This is a genomic window from Alteromonas sp. D210916BOD_24 (assembly GCF_047159385.1).
Taxonomy (GTDB): Bacteria; Pseudomonadota; Gammaproteobacteria; order Enterobacterales; family Alteromonadaceae; genus Alteromonas.
On sequence record NZ_AP038333.1, the window covers coordinates 3,678,865 to 3,698,138 of the forward strand.

At 45.1% G+C, this 19,274-nt stretch carries 16 protein-coding genes; 7 read left to right on the forward strand and 9 right to left on the reverse strand.

Annotated features, from left to right (window positions below):
* Positions 1 to 59: 59 nt before the first annotated feature.
* Positions 60 to 1,421: an MFS transporter gene (locus ACMCM8_RS15950; RefSeq protein WP_412723572.1), complete on the reverse strand. Its 1,362-nt coding sequence runs from the start codon at positions 1,419 to 1,421 to the stop codon at positions 60 to 62.
* 208 nt (positions 1,422 to 1,629) lie between these two features.
* Here ACMCM8_RS15950 and ACMCM8_RS15955 point away from each other — a divergent pair, with 208 nt between their 5' ends.
* The 3 genes from ACMCM8_RS15955 (at position 1,630) to ACMCM8_RS15965 (ending at position 4,830) form a co-directional block, all read left to right on the forward strand.
* On the forward strand, positions 1,630 to 2,640 hold the full coding sequence (locus ACMCM8_RS15955; protein WP_412723573.1) for a LacI family DNA-binding transcriptional regulator: 1,011 nt from the start codon (positions 1,630 to 1,632) through the stop codon (positions 2,638 to 2,640).
* A 177-nt stretch (positions 2,641 to 2,817) separates the two neighbouring features.
* A complete protein-coding gene (locus ACMCM8_RS15960) occupies positions 2,818 to 3,750 on the forward strand; it encodes an ion transporter (protein ID WP_412723574.1) in 933 nt (310 codons plus the stop codon).
* Between the two features lie 174 nt (positions 3,751 to 3,924).
* Positions 3,925 to 4,830 (forward strand): phosphoribulokinase, encoded by a 906-nt coding sequence (locus tag ACMCM8_RS15965; RefSeq protein WP_412723575.1) that lies wholly within the window; start codon positions 3,925 to 3,927, stop codon positions 4,828 to 4,830.
* A 21-nt stretch (positions 4,831 to 4,851) separates the two neighbouring features.
* Here ACMCM8_RS15965 and ACMCM8_RS15970 read toward each other — a convergent pair whose 3' ends face one another.
* The 3 genes from ACMCM8_RS15970 to ACMCM8_RS15980 all read right to left on the reverse strand — a co-directional run bounded on the left by ACMCM8_RS15970 (position 4,852) and on the right by ACMCM8_RS15980 (position 7,497).
* On the reverse strand, positions 4,852 to 6,006 hold the full coding sequence (locus ACMCM8_RS15970; protein WP_412723576.1) for an exosortase/archaeosortase family protein: 1,155 nt from the start codon (positions 6,004 to 6,006) through the stop codon (positions 4,852 to 4,854).
* A gap of 87 nt (positions 6,007 to 6,093) precedes the next feature.
* The gene (locus ACMCM8_RS15975; RefSeq protein ID WP_412723577.1) at positions 6,094 to 6,663 is read right to left on the reverse strand and encodes a DUF1554 domain-containing protein; all 570 of its coding nucleotides are present in this window, start codon (positions 6,661 to 6,663) and stop codon (positions 6,094 to 6,096) included.
* Between the two features lie 258 nt (positions 6,664 to 6,921).
* Entirely contained in the window at positions 6,922 to 7,497 is a 576-nt protein-coding gene (locus tag ACMCM8_RS15980) for a DUF1554 domain-containing protein (protein ID WP_412723578.1), read from the reverse strand.
* Between the two features lie 293 nt (positions 7,498 to 7,790).
* Here ACMCM8_RS15980 and ACMCM8_RS15985 point away from each other — a divergent pair, with 293 nt between their 5' ends.
* The 3 genes from ACMCM8_RS15985 (at position 7,791) to envZ (ending at position 11,199) form a co-directional block, all read left to right on the forward strand.
* Positions 7,791 to 8,906 (forward strand): DUF2855 family protein, encoded by a 1,116-nt coding sequence (locus ACMCM8_RS15985; protein WP_412727756.1) that lies wholly within the window; start codon positions 7,791 to 7,793, stop codon positions 8,904 to 8,906.
* Positions 8,907 to 9,051: 145 nt separating this feature from the next.
* Positions 9,052 to 9,804: an osmolarity response regulator transcription factor OmpR gene (gene ompR, locus ACMCM8_RS15990; RefSeq protein WP_412723579.1), complete on the forward strand. Its 753-nt coding sequence runs from the start codon at positions 9,052 to 9,054 to the stop codon at positions 9,802 to 9,804.
* Positions 9,805 to 9,879: 75 nt separating this feature from the next.
* Positions 9,880 to 11,199, forward strand: coding sequence for a two-component system sensor histidine kinase EnvZ (gene envZ / locus ACMCM8_RS15995; RefSeq protein WP_412723580.1), 1,320 nt, complete (start codon positions 9,880 to 9,882; stop codon positions 11,197 to 11,199).
* Between the two features lie 111 nt (positions 11,200 to 11,310).
* Here envZ and ACMCM8_RS16000 read toward each other — a convergent pair whose 3' ends face one another.
* Both ACMCM8_RS16000 and ACMCM8_RS16005 read right to left on the reverse strand, forming a co-directional pair.
* On the reverse strand, positions 11,311 to 12,480 hold the full coding sequence (locus tag ACMCM8_RS16000; RefSeq protein ID WP_412723581.1) for an MFS transporter: 1,170 nt from the start codon (positions 12,478 to 12,480) through the stop codon (positions 11,311 to 11,313).
* Between the two features lie 180 nt (positions 12,481 to 12,660).
* The gene (locus ACMCM8_RS16005) at positions 12,661 to 15,045 is read right to left on the reverse strand and encodes a TIM-barrel domain-containing protein (protein WP_412727758.1); all 2,385 of its coding nucleotides are present in this window, start codon (positions 15,043 to 15,045) and stop codon (positions 12,661 to 12,663) included.
* Between the two features lie 319 nt (positions 15,046 to 15,364).
* Here ACMCM8_RS16005 and ACMCM8_RS16010 point away from each other — a divergent pair, with 319 nt between their 5' ends.
* Positions 15,365 to 15,811, forward strand: a complete 447-nt coding sequence (locus tag ACMCM8_RS16010; RefSeq protein WP_412723582.1) for a hypothetical protein — start codon at positions 15,365 to 15,367, stop codon at positions 15,809 to 15,811.
* 150 nt (positions 15,812 to 15,961) lie between these two features.
* Here ACMCM8_RS16010 and ACMCM8_RS16015 read toward each other — a convergent pair whose 3' ends face one another.
* The 3 genes from ACMCM8_RS16015 to hslR all read right to left on the reverse strand — a co-directional run bounded on the left by ACMCM8_RS16015 (position 15,962) and on the right by hslR (position 19,268).
* The gene (locus tag ACMCM8_RS16015; RefSeq protein WP_412723583.1) at positions 15,962 to 17,524 is read right to left on the reverse strand and encodes a phosphoenolpyruvate carboxykinase; all 1,563 of its coding nucleotides are present in this window, start codon (positions 17,522 to 17,524) and stop codon (positions 15,962 to 15,964) included.
* A gap of 412 nt (positions 17,525 to 17,936) precedes the next feature.
* Positions 17,937 to 18,836, reverse strand: a complete 900-nt coding sequence (hslO, locus tag ACMCM8_RS16020; protein WP_412723584.1) for an Hsp33 family molecular chaperone HslO — start codon at positions 18,834 to 18,836, stop codon at positions 17,937 to 17,939.
* A 27-nt stretch (positions 18,837 to 18,863) separates the two neighbouring features.
* On the reverse strand, positions 18,864 to 19,268 hold the full coding sequence (gene hslR, locus ACMCM8_RS16025; RefSeq protein WP_412723585.1) for a ribosome-associated heat shock protein Hsp15: 405 nt from the start codon (positions 19,266 to 19,268) through the stop codon (positions 18,864 to 18,866).
* Between the last annotated feature and the right edge of the window lie 6 nt (positions 19,269 to 19,274).

Sequence of the window (19,274 nt, forward strand, 5' to 3'; positions counted from 1 at the left end):
CAGTAGGACTGGTTAGTGTCACATGATGTGTGTTCTGGCAAATTTCAATACAAGATGTATTAGCCTTCATATTGTGTATCCGATTTTTGCCGTTCAAGGTCGGCCTGTATAATGTGGAGCTGCGCTTCATTGAGTGAATAAAAGCGAATGCATAGGGCTGACAGCAACGCAAACGCACCGGGGATCAGTGTCATTAACATGACAATGCCAGCCTGAGATTCAGGGCTTTGCGTCATGTTGGGGACGTAACCCATGCTCGAGAGAATATTGCCAATAATGGCACCGGCAAGCGCTCCGCCGAGCTTTTGAGAAAACGATGCTGCTGAAAAAATCATGGCAGTTGAACGTCGATGGTTTTTCCATTCAGAATAGTCTGCGGTATCGGCATACATTGAGAATACAAGTGGTGATTTAGGCCCTAAACACAGTCCAATCAGCCCTTGTATTACAAAGTGAAGTACTATGTCATCGCTACCAACAAAGTATTGAGCGAATGACAAGAACGCCACTAGCGACATAAGAATAATCAGCAAGTTTCGCTTGTCGACAAATCGCGTGAGCACAGGGGCTATCGCGGCACCTACGGCCAACGAGATCATGTAGAGCGTCATATAGCTGCTGATCAAATCTTCTCGCTGAATAAAGTACTTTAAAAAGAACACGCCTGAACTCGCGCGAATTGAAATCGTCAGCATGATAATCAGCGCAAGAGAGAACAGCACTAACCAAGGTTTATTTGAGGTCAAATCCTTAATATCGGCAAGGGGCGAATGGTTGTTTTTGGCAATCGGGTGCACACGCTCTTTACACAACGCAAAGCACACCATGTACATCGCAAAGGCAATCGCGCCATACACACCCAATGTCAGCTGCCACCCCAGTGCATCGTCCCCCCCGCCCAAAGCATTGACCAATGACGGCGTAAAATACGCCACTACCGTGCCTCCTGAAAAAGCCCCGATGAAACGAAAACTACTTAGTGAAGTACGCTGTTGACTGTCTGACGTCATTACCCCTAACAGTGCGCCATAGGGCACGTTGATAAAGGTGTAGGCAAGCATAAGCGCTATATAGGTAACGTAAGCCCAGATCACTTTTCCCGGCTCACTGAGATCAGGCACGGTAAAGGTCAATACGCCAGCAAAAAAGAGTGGAAACGCGCCCCAAATGAGATAAGGACGAAATTTCCCCCAGCGTGTTTTGGTGCGATCGGCCAACGCGCCCATCGCTGGGTCAGATAAGGCATCAATCAATCGCGCTGCCAGCATCATGGTGCCGACTGTCGCGGCGGGTATCCCAAACACATCGGTGTAAAAATAAAAAAGAAATACGTCAAACAAGCGCCAGTACAAGTTACTCGCGGTATCACCAAGCGCATAGGCTATTTTTTCTTTTATCGTCAGCGCATTTGTTGCGTTCATCTCTAGCACCTTGCTATAAATTGGAAGCGGTTCCAAAATATTACACAGATCCTTTTTTTGGATCAAACAATTTGTTAACAAAGGTAGAGCCTGTTAGCTATTACGCAATTTAAGATGGATTTTACTTTTTATTAAATATGCAATACATTGGGCGACAATCTCTCTAATCCATGACTTACACCCAACAATATTGGAACCGATTCCATAAATGAGTACCATTTACGAAGTAGCTAAATTGGCCGGTTGTGCTGTATCCACCGTTTCGCGAGTGTTAAACCACCATCCCAATGTGTCGGCCAAAACTAAAGCAAAAGTACAAACAGCCATGGATAAGCTGCAATACCGTCCCAATACCGTGGCAAAATCATTAGCTTCTCAACGTACTCACTGTGTAGGCATAATGGTCAACGAGTTAGCAAGTAGCTTTTTTGGCACGCTGACAGGTGCCATCGAGTCAACCATGCGGGCGCACAATAAACACACTATTGTCACCGCTGGACACAGCGACGCGGCCACCGAGAAAAAAGGAATAGAGTTTCTTATAGACCGAAAGTGCGACGCCATTGTGGTTCATGCTGAAGCGGTCAGCGATGCGTACCTCATCGAGCTGATTGAGCGTGGGGTCGCTATGTTAGTCATGAATCGTGAAATTAAAGGGTACGAGTCGTATTGCATTAGCTTAAACAATGAACTGGGCGGATTTCTGGCCACACAAGCCGTCATTGCCCACGGCCACAACGATATTGCCTATATTAGTGGTCCGATGAAAAAGCACGATGCTCACCAACGTTGGGAAGGTCATCGACGCGCACTTGAGCACGCCAATATTGACTATAACCCACTAAATTTTATTGAGGCTGAATTCACCAAGTCAGGGGGAGAAGCGGCCTTTTACCGTTTACTTAAACGCAAAGCGGTATTTAGTGCCATAGTGTGCGGCAACGATGAAATAGCCTGCGGGGTGATGACCGCAGCACGCCAACATGGATTGGCTTTGCCTAGTGAGCTCTCCATTGTTGGATTTGATAATTCACCCATCACATTGTGCACCTATCCCACATTAACCAGTATTGATTACCCCATCGCACAAATGGGCCAATACGCCGCTAACCACATTTTACAAACTGTTTATGGTGAACACATTGACTGTGACTCAGGACAGTTTAAGCCTCAACTTGTCGAAAGGGCTTCATTGATTAAACGCGTCGCAATGAAATAAAAGTAATCACAACATATGCTCTACTTGAGCCTGTTGACCTTTGCTGTGCATTTTTGCAGCGGTCTAGAGTAGGCGGATATTTCAAGGTCTAGTAAACCAACAGGGAAGATCGCGTTATTTTTTGTGAAAAACGCTTTTCTTGATAAGGTAGTGAAAAATCACGATAACGTTGTCGCTATGTCTTTTCAGAACACTTGCTTTAATATTCTCACTCCCTACCAAGAAGCAAAATCACACAAGCGTCTGAGCAAAGCCTTTGATATTGTGCTTATTACCGTGATCCTAATCAACATTAGTGCATTAATGGTGAGTACGCTTCCCGCATTACCCCATGATTGGAAGCAAACACTGCGTACCATTGAATATATATCCATCGGCCTATTTACTGTTGAATATATACTTCGTGTGTACAGTAGTGCTGCAGCACCTTTACATGCCCATTCAGAAAAGAAAACCGCCATACAAAAGCGCTGGGGTTACATCAAAAGCCCCATGGCCATTATTGACCTTATGGCCATATTACCTTTTTACCTCAGTGTTTTTGTGGCGTTTGACTTGCGCATTTTGCGCATTTTCAGAGTATTGAGAATTTTCAAATTAGGTCGCTATTCTCGCTCTATGCAAACACTGGTAACGGTAATAAAAAATGAAGCGCATAGCTTGTTAGCCGCATTAAGTGTGCTTTTGCTCTTTACCATTATCGCCGCCACCTGCATCTACTATATCGAGCATAATGCGCAACCTGACGTGTTTAGCAGCATACCAGCATCACTATGGTGGGCATTAGTCACGTTGACGACGGTGGGATACGGTGATGTTGTTCCCATTACCGCGTTAGGCAAAGTGTTTGGTGGGCTTATCACCGTGATGGGTATATGCTTTTATGCCTTACCTGCGGGTATTTTATCTTCCAGCTACACTTCACAAATGCAGCTTAAGCGCGATAGGTTTAGAGACACTGTCCGAACCGCACTGGATGACGGCAAGCTGAGTGAACACGACATTAGCCATATTGAACGGGTACGCGCGCTATTAGACTTAGATGAAGAAGAAGCTCACTTGATAATAAGGTTACTTCAACACCATCACAGCGCATCGGATAAGACATAAAGGCTAAGTGGGCAGACATTTCTCAGACAGTTAACACCGCCCCCAAACAATAAGTAACAATTTGATTTAAAAGCAATTTACACAACGCCAATGCAACAATTAAAAACACCCCCTCTTGATTCTTTGCGCACATCAGCTTATAACTAGTACCCGTCATTTCTAAAAAGAATCTCTATGTCTGTTAAACACCCTATTATTGCTATAACGGGCTCTTCTGGTGCGGGTACCACTACCACCACGAACGCCATACGTCATATTTTTAGAAACTTAAATGTGAATGCTGCAGTAGTAGGGGGCGATAGCTTCCACCGTTTCACCCGTCCAGAAATGGAAGTTGAAATCCGTAAAGCACAGGAACAAGGCCGCCACATCAGTTACTTTGGCCCTAAAGCCAATGATTTTGAGCTGTTGGAGTCGCTCTTCACCGAATACGGTAGTTCTGGTTCGGGGCAATTCAGACAATACCTACACACCTTTGATGAAGCCGTACCTTTTAATCAAATGCCCGGTACGTTTACCCCTTGGCAGGACCTCCCGCAAAATACTGACTTGTTGTTTTATGAGGGTCTTCACGGCGGTGTTAAAACAGAAGAAAATGACGTGGCCAAGCACGTTGATTTACTGGTCGGCATGGTGCCTATTGTAAACTTGGAATGGATCCAGAAAATTGTGCGTGACACCACCGACCGCGGGCATTCACGAGAAGCGGTAATGAGTAGTATTGTGCGCGGACTGGATGATTATTTTCATTATATTACGCCCCAGTTTTCTCGCACCCATGTTAATTTCCAGCGCGTACCCACCGTCGATACTTCTAACCCTTTTAGTGCCCGTGAGATCCCTACCCAGGATGAAAGTTTTGTCGTGGTGCGATTTAGACGGGAAATGAAAAACGTAGATTACCCGTATTTACTGAAAATGATTGATGGCGCATTTATGTCTCGCATCAATACCTTAGTGGTACCCGGTGGTAAAATGGGGCTGGCAATGGAGCTTATTCTCACACCATTGCTTGAAGACATCTTAAATAAAAAGCGTCGTGCCGGGCATCAAATGGACTGGCTAAACACAGAAGAGTAGCTCAACCAATAACCCCTTATTTTAAACCACCTTCATATTATTGATTTCCGTTTTCAGGCCTTCGACTGTTCTAAAATTTTGCCAGCAGTATGCACAAAACGTGTAGCTGAAAAACAGTATTAGTGCAGCGTTTAGATGCTTCAAAAACAATGTAAATTCGACAGAGTATTTTTCTACTGGCTCTATCCAATTGTCATTGGTGACCGCTGCTGGAAACGATATGCCTTGCATCGCACTGGCTATTTGATGATGGTATAAAAGTGTTAAGTTGGCAGATTGTAAAATAATGGCTATTGCAACAATGCACACTAGCATTTTGCTACTATAACGTCGATACATAACCACTAGCGCTAATAAAAGAGGTAGCACAAAATTATTTTTATTTAGCACCAAATCCATCGATGTCGTTTGATTTAATGCAACGGATCTTTTTTCCCCTTGCTCAGCAACGGGCTGGCGCGCCGCAAATAAATGATTCGATACCTCCAACCTGTTTTGGTTTTCACTAATACTCACATCACTGCCCCAATTCCCATCACTCACTGTGACAAAGGTTGCTGTAGGCAAATAGACAAAATATTTAAACTGAGATTGAAGCGTAAAAGTGTAAACAAAGATCAATGTTGCCGATACAATACCAAACTTAACCACTTCGTTTTTATCATTTGAAATGGCATTGTTCTGTGTATTAGGAGGAACCCGTTTTATCCGCCACGCCATATAAAAACACAGCGTCAGTACAATCATTGCTATTTGAAAGTAGAGTTCGTGTATTGCGTCGTACGTGGGGGGCAACAACCATATTCTTGCAAAAAATAACAGGCAAAGACGTACAACATTCATTAGCTGAATAATGGCAAACCCCACAATAAGCGCTTTCATTTTTTCTACCACCGAAACCTTTTCTACCGCGATAAGCGATGCAATGGCGGTACAACCAAGGAGGGCAGCGCACTCAGGGGCAACTTTAATACCATACTCGACAGTACCCACGTAAAACGTGTCTTTGTCCAATACCAAGTCACTGATAAAAAGGTGAATTAGTGACGCTGCCAGTTTAGCCAAGAGTAAACACAATGCCTCAACAAAGGGTTGTGCAAGCGGGCTTTTTAGCAGGTAAATAAAAGCTAACAGTAAAGCAAAACTCGATATCAAACGCAGCGAAGACAAACCCAAAACAACACTCCAATAATACAAAATCGCCTGACTAATCAGGCGATTTTAAAAAAGAAATTAGGTTAGCGAATCTGAATTCTTACTAGACTACCAAGCGGTAATGTCAGTGCCAGCGGAAGAAGCCGCGAGAGGAGTGTAAGTCATGCAATATAGGTAAATCACATTATCGCACGGATAATTTGGACCGTTAGTTAAATATGTATTATCTTTACTAAAACTTGCGCCATTGGTTCCAAAGACAGCTGCGTTGTTATCAGTCCAACCATTGCAAGTGTTATTCACCGCACCTGTACCTGTAGAACCAGTATAAGCAAGGTCTGTACCTACATTGTTCGTTAAAAGTGTAGTCCCTGTATTCAGCAGTGCTGCAAAATTTGACGCCACAACCGTTGTGCCATCAACGCGATAAATCGTTTCATTGGTTGGAATGTTATACAACGTCGGCATATCTTGAATTTCATCAGCGGCACTAACCGATATAAACGCCCGAGTAGTACTTCCCGCTACCACAGGTTTATTAGCATCTGTATTACAAAAGTTATCTGCACCAGTTCGACCGCCAAGATTCCCATCAGTTCCTGCATCGGGTATCCAAAGCCTGACGTCAGCAATGGCTACCGTGGTTATTGATAGTAGTATTAACAACGAAGAACGCATTATAAGCCTCTTACCTTTCATATTACGAGTTATGGACATACCAACGCTATAGAAAATACAGCGTCTATGCATGAAAAAGCTCAAAATCATACACATAAATCACACTTATGCAAGATTCAACTTCCATTTATAACAACTCGCCTTTATTAATCTATGGATTATACGGCATGTAAAAAAATCGCCTGACTAATCAGGCGATTTTAAGCAGGAAAAGGGTTAAGGATACTGAGCTTGCTACCCTTTTATTCAACTATCCAGTTACCAGTCGGTAATGTCAGTGCCAGCGGAAGAAGCCGCGAGAGGAGTGTAAGTCATGCAATATAGCTTAACAGTCAAATTGCACGTTGAAGTAGCGAAGGATAAATATAAATTATCGGTACTGTTACTTTGACCAACAGTTGCGGTGCCGGCCCCGCTGCCATCAGTCCAACCATTGCAAGTGTAATCCAACACCCCTAGGTCTGTAGAGCCGGTAGTAACGAAGGTCGCAAAACCCACATTGTTCGTCAAAGGTGTAGTCCCTGTGTTCAGCAGGGCGGCAAAATTTGACGCCATAACCGTCGTACCATCAGCACGATAAATCGCTTCATTGGTTGGAATACTATACAACGTCGGCATATCTTGAATTTCATCAGCGGCACTAACCGATATAAACGCCCGAGTGGTACTTCCCGCCACTACAGGTTTATTAGCATCTGTATTACAGAAGTTATCTGCACCCGTTCGACCACCAAGATTCCCATTAGGGGCCGACGAGGCAGCCACCCAAAGTCTGACGTCTGCCATGGCTACCGTGGTTATTGATAGCAGTAGAATTAATAACGAAGAACGCATTACAAGTCCCTTATCTTTCATATTACGAGTTATGGACACATCAACGCTATAGAAAACACAGCGTATATGTATGAAAAAAACCGCAAAATCATACACATAAATCACACTTATGCAAGATTCAACTTCCATAGATTGGCAACTAGCCCCTATTAATCTTTGGAATATACGGCATGTAAAAAACTCACCCTTGCTAATCTATAGATATATTGCATGTAAAAACATTGACAAATATAAGTCGCGATTTTTGTGTTGCTGGTTCACCCTGAAAAAGACAAACCAGAATGGAACAAATGATGACTACAATAAACAGCCAACAAATATGGGTTAATCAACAGGACTTAAGTGAAACCATAACCCAGCACGTTATGATCAATACGGACGAGCTTAACGACGGTGAAGTTTTACTCGAAATCGAGAGTTTTGGCTTTTCGGCCAACAACATCACTTATGCAGCGTTGGGCTTTAAAATGGGCTATTGGGGCTTTTTTCCTACCACAGGCTCGCCTGAAAATGGCTATGGTATTGTCCCTGTGTGGGGGTTTGCTCGGGTAACAGCCTCGCGTCACCCTGAGGTAAAAATAGGGGAGAAGGTATTCGGGTACCTTCCTATGGCCAGTCATTGGGTTATAAAAGCGGGAAAAGTCGCCCCGCATGGATTTTCAGATATTCATGAGAAACGCAAAAGTATTAGCCCAGTTTACGACCAATACCTGCGCTGTGCCAGCGACCCTGGCTACAATGCAGCACGAGAAGCATGGCAATTAAATTTTCGGCCGCTCTTTATGACCTCTTTTGTACTTGACGATTTTGTTGCTGAATTGTCTCAAGGCGAGTCTTTATTAGTATCAAGCGCTTCGAGTAAAACCGCGCTGGGGACTGCGCAACTGCTCAAAGATCAGAGGCAAACGCGCAATGCCAGCTATAAGGTAATAGGCTTAACATCTGCCAACAAGGTGGCAAAAGTACTCGCCACCGAATGCTACGACCAGGTACTCAGTTACGAATCACTGTCTGAATTAGACATCAAACGCAATTATTGGCTGTTAGACTTTGCCGCAAATGGCAAGCTCATCACCGATCTGACTACCGTACTGGGTGACAAACTCAGTAAGGTCACGCTGATTGGTGCCACAGATTGGCGCGCGGAGGAAAAACCCAATCCCAAGGCCCTTGGTGCAGAAATCTTCTTTGCGCCTGCGCGGGTCAAGCTGCGTCAAAGCGAATGGGGGCATGGTGTATTTTTAGATAACTATGCTAAAGCGTGGCAGGGGTTTGCGAGTAAGGTCAACAATACGTTTTACGAGCAACATTACACTGGCAGCGAAGCAATAACACAGTTATACCTTGATACCCTGCACGGAAAGGCAGATACCAATGCCCTAAACGTAATGAAATTTACTGCGGCGTAATGTCGTTAACACTCACTGCGTATGCGATTGGCGTTATCTCTTGATAATTTTCAGATAATGATTAGGGCGTGTTGACACTATTTGTAACAATCACGGCGCCGCTTTTGCATTTTGTCGCTTTTGTATTTCGCGCCTTGTGGTTATAGTGAAAGAAAATAATCCTAAAGGTATGGGTATGGGTCAGGAAACCTCTAAAATTCTCGTAGTAGACGATGATATGCGTTTACGCAGCTTGCTCGAACGCTATTTGATTGAGCAGGGTTACCAGGTGCGCAGTGCCGCCAACGCAGAGCAAATGGACAGGCTGCTTGAGCGAGAAAATTTTCACTTAATGGTACTTGACCTGATGTTACCCGGCGAAGACGGCTTATCTATTTGTCGCCGTTTACGTCAATCAGACAATGACATGCCCATTATAATGCTGACCGCCAAAGGTGACGAAGTCGACCGCATTATTGGGCTTGAAATGGGTGCTGACGACTACCTACCTAAACCGTTCAACCCCAGAGAGCTACTTGCCCGCGCTAAAGCAGTATTGCGTCGTCGCAGTAGCGAAGCCCCAGGCGCACCGTCCAAAGACGTACAAATAGTGGAATTTGGCGACTACAAACTCAATCTGGCCACCCGCGAAATGACCGCTTCTGACAAACCCTTGACCCTGACAAGTGGTGAATTTGCCGTATTGAAATCGCTAGTGACCCACCCCCGAGAGCCATTATCACGAGACAAATTAATGAATCTGGCGCGGGGTCGTGACTACAGTGCGCTTGAACGAAGCATTGACGTACAAGTCTCTCGCCTGCGCAGAATGCTCGAAGCCGATCCGGCCAACCCGCGATATATTCAAACGGTCTGGGGATTGGGCTATGTGTTTGTCCCCGACGGTGAACATGTATAACCCAATGTGCGACTTCGTTACTTTTTGCCGATTAAGTGCTTTTACCTATAGCAAAGGCCATCATTAAGGCAGGTTATGCGCTTCATACCCAAAAGTGCTTTCGGGCAAACTGTGATGTTGATAGGTGTACTGCTGCTTATCAACCAAATTGTGTCATACATATCCGTTACCTATTATTTTATCCAGCCAAGTTACCAGCAAATTAACAGTTTGTTGGCCACACAAGTAAAGGCCGTATTAGCCAATGATTTGCTGGTCACCAATCAGGCTACCCGAGAAGCGTATTTCAAAGACACTCAGGTGTTGGTCTTAGACGAAAGCGTGGCGCGTAAAAAAGGGCTTGAAAGCGCAGTGTATTATGGCTTTATGTCGTCACAGGTCAGCCAACAGCTCAATCAACTGGCAGATGTACGAATCAGTACGACCACTCAGGCTAGCGATGAAAGTGCGCCGTATATCGTTTGGATTTCGCTAAATCGCTACCCTGATACGTGGATTTCCATTCCCATATCCGGCCTCAATGAAGCCAATATCTCGCCGTTAACCATGTATTTAATGGTAATCGGCATACTGAGTGTGGCAGGCGGCTGGCTATTCGTGCGACGCATGACCCGTCCGTTACAGGCTCTGCAAAAAGCCGCCATTGCTGTGGGTAAAGGAGAACACCCCGCTCCCCTTCGCGAACAGGGCAGTACAGAAATGATCCAAGTTACCCGCGCATTTAATCGAATGAATCAAGGGATAAAACAACTTGAAACGGACCGCAATGTGATGACCGCAGGTATCTCTCATGATCTGCGTACGCCGCTGACAAGAATACGCCTTGCCTGCGAGATGATGGGAGAGGATCAAGATTGGATAAAAGACGGCATAATAAATGACATAGAAGATATGAACGCGATTATCGACCAGTTTATCGATTACGCCCGTTACGATACCGAAGAGGTAACGCAAGAGACGGATCTCAACACCATTATTGCGGAATTAGTGCAAGCCAGACATCTCGACGAAAAGCATCATATCGAGCTCAAGCTCAATGCCATTCCCCCCCTATCCCTGCGCCGTATCGCGATGAAACGGGTCATCGATAATTTGATTGAGAACGCCTTTAAATATGGCTCAGACGATATTGCTATCAGTACGTTTTACAATCGCCACGAAAAGCGGGTGTATTGCAAAGTAAGAGATTTTGGACCGGGTATCCCTCCCAATGAATTGGACAGTGTGTTTATGCCTTTTGCACAAGGAGACAAAGCCCGTAACTCCTCAGGCTCTGGTCTTGGCTTGGCCATTATCCGACGCATTATTGAAGGGCATGACGGTGAGGTTGTGCTTCGCAATCACCCCCAAAAGGGATTGGTTGCTGAGTTTTATCTGCCCTATTCGCCTTATTAGCTAACGCGTTTCCCTTTTTCTTAGTGTGGGCTCTAGAGCCAGTTGTTCTTTGCTGTAAATTTTGCAGCTGTCTATGCGCCATCTAAACAAGGCAGATGTTTGAAGGTCTAGTTATCTGTGATGTTTTATCTTTCGACTGTATCCGAAAGAGGCCACCCACAGTACGCAACCACATAATGGCAACACCCAAAATGCGGTTGATAAAGGCGCGAAGTTAGCCCACAAGCCGGTAGAAAATGACGCTACCTGAACCCCTGTTGAATTTCCGATAATTGAAATTCCCGACAGTACCGGACCATTGTCACTGTCTATGTTCATGGCTGCCGATAGTGCCAAAGGAAATAGGCCGCCAAGTCCCAACCCCAACAGTAGATTTCCCGCGCCTATTCCATACAAGGTAGGCATAAGCTTAAGGGCAAATACCCCTAGCAGTGAAGCCGTAGCCATACACACAATAAGACGGTGCACCGACAAAAAACGCAACAGGAAGGGGAAAGTAAGCCGACTGATGACCATGCCCGCGGTAAAGCACGCCAATAAATTTCTTGCCTGTTCACCGCTAAAGCCTAAGCCGTTTTGGGCATAACTTACAAACCAGTTGGCATTGCCGAATTCCACGGCGCCATAACCAAAAGTAAGAAAGGCTAAAAAGATAAATACGGGTTGTTTGACAATAGCGCTAAACGCCAGGGTTTTCTTAGGCGTTGTGGGTTGACCTTTAAGCAGCTTAGCTTGAGAGCGCGCGGCGATATATGCATAACATGACAACACAATCATCACGCACGCCAATACCTGAAGCGGGATGCGCCAGCTTTCCTCAACGCGGTATAACAGTGTGACATAAAAAGACGCCGCAAAGGTGCCAAGACTGAACATAAAGTCCATCAATCCCATCATAGTAAATCGCTTTTCGGCATACATTCTGGCAATAAGGGTATGACCAATAGTGAAGATGGTTGAGCTAACGACGCCGATAAGCACAGCGAGTACCAAAAACCACTGCCATGTCGTGAGCATAGTGACCAGAAACAACAGCACCGTGTTCATGCCAAACAAACTCGCCAGCAATGGCATATACTCAAACCGACTGGCGTACTTGCCCCCAATTACCGCGCCCAGCATCATGCCCACAGAAAACAATGAAAACAATGCGCCGCTAATGACTTCTGACATGCCTAAATCGGTGGCAATATCCGGCAGCAATATTCCCCACAAGATGAATAATTTTCCGATAAGGAAGAAGCCTGCGAAAATCACAATTGTAGCGGGAAGTCGGCTCATTTACGCTCCATAAGGTTAATATCATTAGAAATACGGGAATACGGACAAGGGCGCGGTTACGCGCCCTTAGTCAAAATACTTACTCTTTTTTAGACAAGCTCTGCCTATTTGAAAGTACAACGCTTGTCGGCGCGTGAGAACATGGATATTTGTACAAAAATTCCTGTACGCGCTTATCGTTTACATGAGTGTAATCTCAACAGATTGCTGGTAGTCGTACGAAAATGCAAGTGAAAGGGTTTTCTCTTTTTCATCCCATACACTGGCTATCGCTTTACCGTTAAGCAACACGTTATTCGGCTTTTCAGTTACACCGTGCACAACCCAGGATAAATGGCGTGTCTGCGGCATGCCAATGTAGCTACCTTGGCTAGTAAGGCTAAGCGTAAGCGTTGCATCTGCTTTGGTCGAAGCAGTCATCGTCATTGTGGTGAACAAACCTTTAGCAATGGAATGCGGATTTTGACCATCATCTTCGTACATTTTAAATTGCGCACTGGACACTGACGCGTCATGCCAATAATGAAGGGTAAGCGCACTTGGGTCATACTCTTGTGTTCGGGTAAGCGCCTCACTCATGGGCACAAAGCTACCCGCTTTCACCCATACGGGGAAACGCGCATCAGTGAGCGGATAACTCACCGTTTTACCCACCTTGTCTCCTTGGTACTTTTTATCAGAGAAGTAGTCAAACCACACCCCTTCAGGTAGGTCAACACTCCACGTAGATTGATCAGGCTCAGTGACAGGAGACACTAAAAAGGCATCGCCCCACAGATAGGTGTTAGCTTCTTCAAACCACCTATTTTGGTCATACACAAGCGCCAACGGGCGCATAAGTGGCGTGCCATTTAGCGCATTTTCAAATGCCAATGAATAGTTGTACGGCAGCATGGCATAGCGAAGCTTGATAAAGTCGCGGGCAATAGATTTTACAGGATCGTCGTGAAACACCGGCTCTGGGGCAATGGCATCTTGAGCATGAGGTCGAAATACGGGTGAAAAGACGCCGAACTGTAACCATCGCGTGTATAACTCGGGGTCGAAGACGTCTCCCCCCGCAAACCCACCTATATCAGAGTGCGTGTACGCCAGTCCGAATACACTCATTTGTAATGCCAGTTCAACTTGAGGTTTAAGTCCACCCCAACTGCGGCTTACGTCGCCAGTCCACGGCACCATTGCGTAGCGCTGGCTGCCTAAAAATCCAGAGCGCATAAGCACAAATGGCCGTGTGTCTGGCTGTAACGCAGACAGATTGTTATAAACCATTTTGGCCCATTGGTGACCATAGGCGTTATGTACCTCAGCCCCACTGACTTTTGTTGAGTGCCATAGGTGCTGAACATCGTCTGGATGTACTTCAGGTTCCCCTAGATCACCCCACCAACCTGCCACACCCTGCGCAGCGAGTTTTTCGTAGAACTGCCAAAACCAGTCTTGCCCTTTTTGATTAAAGACATCAACTAATCCAGTGTTACCAAAATAAAAATCAAACGTGTATGGCGCTCCGTCTTCCTTACTGACCAGCGCATCGGCCTCAACGGCACTTTCCCATTGTGATGATGTCGTTAAAATAAATGGTTCGGTAATAAGTACAGTGTTAATGTTTTGTTCACGAAGTTGGGCAATCATTTTCTCTGGCTCAGGAAAGGCCTGGGTATCCCAACGTAAATTCCCCATGTGCCCTTTAACATCTTTGCCAAACCAGTAAAGGTCGAGTACAACCGCATCAAGTGGCATGTCTTGTTGGTTAAACAGCGACACCACCTCCATCACTTGCTGCTGCGATTTATACCCAAAGCGCGAAGCAAAATTGCCCAATAACCAACGGGGAGGAAGAGGTTGTGTCCCCGTCACGGCAACGGTCGATTGCACCGTACTTTTTAAGTCGTGCCCCAATACCATGATATAGCTCGCGCGTCCGCCTTGTGCAGTGAACAGCAGCTCATCGCTTTTGGTGCTGCCTATATCCAGTTCGCCCGAGGCGGTATTATCAAACAGCACACTGTAATGCTTAGATGACATCACCGCAGATAAACCAAAATACATCTGATTAGATGATGTGGTATAGCCGTAATGCGCTTTGTTATAAAGCGGCATTTTGTGTCCACGGCGATCCATACCCAATACCCGCTGACCACCACCATACAACTTTTCGTTTTCATCTAAAGCGAAGGACAAGGTCACGTCATTGTCAGACACCATCAGCCCGCCACGCTCTTTTGCAACTACAATGCCGTTGACTGAATAGGTAATGGCGTGGGTACGTTTGTGTACGTGCGCTGCGAGATTACCGTGTTTAAGCGTGACAGAGGTATCACTGTCCACAAGCGCAATATTATTGCCAACCGCTAAAGCGGTCTCTGGCAAGGCCATGGATGGAAGGTTTGCATAGGGTTTACCCAACTTATCGCTAAGTAATGTCACCTGAAAACTATTATTACCCAGTGCGGCAATGGTGAAGTCGATAGTATCAGTGTCGAGTGTAAGCGTATTGCCTTTTAAGTTGAACTGCTGAACGTCTGCCACCACACTCGGCGCCAGTACTAATACGATGGACATTACAAATGTGCGAATTTGCCATTTCATTTTTGCCAATACCTTCCTGTCTGATTCAGTATTAGGCAACGTTAACGCCACTCACTGAACACCTAATTTTTGATTAATAAATGATAACCAGTGGACTTCGCGACTTAAATAAACATACGTATTCATAATGTTAAATTTTCAGAACAGTTCGTGCGCTATCCCTATCAGAATCACTTTACTCAAAACTTACATAGCACATTGAAACTTAAGCTCATCACACTCCTCAAATTGTCGTGGTTTAACTAACGCCTGTTGATCTTTGGCATACAACGGGCTCTAAGCGATAGTAGACATGAAAAAAACAATATTAGTAGTAACAACCTCATTATTTATCAGTGCCTGCGCACACAAACCTGCGCCTTTAGATATGGAAGAAGTCTTTTTTGAAACCAAGATAAATCAGGACGGCACCAAACTCTTTGCATTTAGTCTTCCATTATTACGCCACCGAGAAGGAAATAGAGATGACACTCGAAAAGGCGAGGGAATGCCTGGGCAAGGCGAACGCAAAGAAAACAATGTAGGCGCTATGCCCGGAAGAGGCGCCGGAACGCCCCCCCACAACAGGAATAAGTACTTTTACGCTGCGCTTGATAAAAAGCTTGAACAGACAGCGTATTGCCGAACGGGGTATATCGAAATAGATACCCACCAAACAGAAGACAGATTGCACCTACTTGGCGAGTGTAAGGAAACGGCAACCGAGTTAGATGAAATGGCATTCCCTAACCCACACTAGAGCATTGGTATACATTTTTACAACGCATTCTTCAGCGTTTGAGCTAAGGTGAACATAAAAAAAGCCCGCAACACGGTGCGGGCAAAAACATCAATCACGTTGAGTGTGATGAACGTTGGGAAGGGGCAGGGTTTTACTTATTAATGGTTTTTAAAGTCCAGGTCCGGCCTTAACAATGGCTTCACTGACATCATATTTTTTAAAGTTTTGGTTAAAGTCATTCACTAAGTTTTTCGCATACTCTTCGTATTTAGCTTTATCAGCCCAGGTATTTTGAGGGACCAATAATTGGCTATCTACTCCTGGTACGGCAACCGGAACATCCAAATTCAGTAAATCAATGTGTTGCGTTTCTACATCAGCGAGATCGCCTGAAACGATAGCATCAATAATGGCCCGAGTGGTGGGAATATCGAAGCGATTGCCCGTACCATAAGGCCCCCCAGTCCAACCGGTATTGACCAAATAGACTTTTGCCCCGAAGGTTTTCACTCGCTTGATTAGCAGTTCGGCATAAACCCCTGCAGGACGCGGGAAGAAAGGCGCGCCAAAACACGTTGAAAACGTCGATTCAATATCACTGGTAGAACCTATTTCTGTCGAGCCTACTTTCGCAGTGTAACCACTTAGGAAGTGATAAGCCGCGGCCTCTTCACTAAGTACCGACACAGGAGGTAATACACCACTGACATCACAGGTTAAAAAGACTACTGCACGCGGCTCACCGCCGCGATTTTCGACCACGCGCTTCTCGATATGCTCCAAAGGATAGGCCGCGCGAGAGTTTTGTGTCAGCGACGTATTGGTATAATCCGGTGTACGGGTTTCATCTAATACGACGTTTTCTAAAATAGTACCAAACTTAATGGCATCCCAAATAACGGGCTCGTTCTTTTGTGAAAGATCGATACACTTGGCATAGCAGCCGCCTTCTATATTGAACACACTTCCAGGCGCCCAACCATGCTCATCATCACCAATCAAAAAGCGTTTCGGATCGGCCGACAGGGTAGTTTTGCCAGTACCGGAAAGGCCGAAGAAAAGGGTAACATCTCCATCCTCGCCAACATTTGCAGAGCAGTGCATAGGCAATACGTCTTTTGCAGGTAGCAAAAAGTTCTGCACCGAGAACATGGCTTTTTTCATCTCACCCGCATAACGCATACCGGCAATAAGCACACGCTTTTTAGCAAAGTTAATGATAACCGTACCATCACTACTGGTACCGTCGCGCTCTGGGTCGCAGACAAAACCTGACACATTCAGAATTTGCCACGGCTGCTCGCCTTTTTCGTTCCACGTTTCTGGAATAATAAATAAGTTTCGTGCAAACACGTGCTGCCACGCGGTTTGTGTTCTCACTTCAAGAAACAGTGCATGGTCGTTATCTGAACCCACTTGCAAGTGTGAAAGAAAATGCTCCTGAGAAGAGAGAAAAGCATCCACGCGATCCCACAAAGCGTCGAACTTGTCTGCATCAAAGGGTTTGTTAACCTTACCCCAGTCAATATCATTTTCAGTGCTAGGCTCTTTCACAATAAATCGATCATTCGGCGAACGACCTGTGCGCTTGCCAGTTTCTACCACCAGCGCGCCGTTTTTATCCAATATACCTTCGCCGCGTTTTACCGCGCGCTCGATAAGTTCTGCATTCGATAAGTCGGTGAGTGGAGTGACTTTCAGATCCGATTGAAGTGAGGCTGCTGCTGTCATGACTGTTACCCTATATGTAATTTTTCAAAAGCACTTTCAAAAAAGTATCACCTCACTGAGTGTAAAGTAAACAAGGGGTTTAACGTATTTTTAATTCGCATAGTCATTATTTACCCCACTTTACTTTCATAAATATTGTAAATTAATTACAAGAAAGGGTTTTCCATGCATAAAAATGCAAAATTGTCAGGCAATATGCCAATAATGATCGATAGATTTCTTAACTAAAAATATGAATGTCACTGTGAAATAATTCAAAATCAGACGACAAATAAAATCCAGACAACTCTGCCAATGACAAAGCGTTTTCAATGCGTTTAATTTTTAGCCAACTGTTAACAGTGGTGGAGAGGAAGTGAGGGCACTCGTGAAGTAGTGCCCGTTGATGCAATAAAGTAGCGCTAAAATGGAATTACTGGTTAGAATTCGGCACGTCCACATTCCCGTTGTGAATAGCCTCTACATCAATACTGTCGAAGCGATATTCTGCGTGGCAGTACTGGCAGTTCATGACAATCGCCCCTTCTTCTTCAATGATACTCAGAAGTTCAGATTTATCTACGTGGCGAAGTGCCTCTGCACTGCGTGATTTCGAGCATGTACACGCAAAGGTCACGTTTTTCGCTGGAAATACTTCCACCTCTTCTTGATGATAAAGGCGATATAAAATCGCATCTACCGAGAGTGAAAACATTTCGTCTCGGCTGATTGTTTCTGTTAATGCTGCAATGTGTTCAAAATCATTGGCCTGCGACAAATCCGTTGCACTGGCATCGGTAGGTAAAACCTGCAGCAAAATACCTGCACCTTTAGCGCGTTGTGCATCTGTAATATCTGTCATCAAGTGAACCCGTGTGGCCAGTTGTTCTGACTGACTGAAGTAACTTTCAATACATTCCGCCAAACTGGGTTTATCAAGCGCAACTACGCCTTGATATCTTTCCCCTTCATCTGGCGTAATGGTGATCACAAGTACAGCTTGAGTAAGTAGTTCACTAAATGTTTCGGGTAATGAATCAAGGGTTTCATCCCAACGAGCGACACCGCGAAGGGTTTGTTCGTGAGTGGCATTGATTACTGCGTAACTCACCGGCCCCTTACTTTGAATTTGCAGTGATATTTCACCCTTAAATTTTAGTGTCGCGGTAAGTAAAGAAGTAGCCGCTGCCATTTCACCTAACAAGGTCTGGATTTGCACTGGGTATTCATAACTGTGCACAATGTGATTGAGGCTTTCATCTAAACGTACCAGTTCGCCTCGCACGTTAGCTTTAGTAAATATAAAGCGGTGTAATTTATCGAAATCGCTCATAAATATTCCTGTAGTACAGCTAGCTTTTTACTGCTGTTTAAATTTAATAATCTGTCTTCGCTGCTTTTTATCCGGTCTATGCTCAGGCTTAGGGCTGTGAAAAGCGTTCATTTTTCGCGCAATTTGATTCTGTTCGCGTTTTGTTACACTTTCTTTTGTTTCTTCATACAGCGCTTGGGCCAGCGACGCACTTAAGCGCTTTTCACTTAAACCTAGTACTGTAATTTCGCGATTATCCCAACCAGAGGGAACTTTTATCATAGCCCCCAGCTCTACATGCTTACCGGGCTTGGCTCGCTGACCGTTATATTGGACTTTTCCCGACTGCACCATGTCTCTGGCAATGGCACGGGTTTTAAAGAACCTAGCAGCCCACAGCCACTTGTCCAGCCTGACATTTTGTGTTGTATTGTTACTATCCGTATGGCTCATGTAATA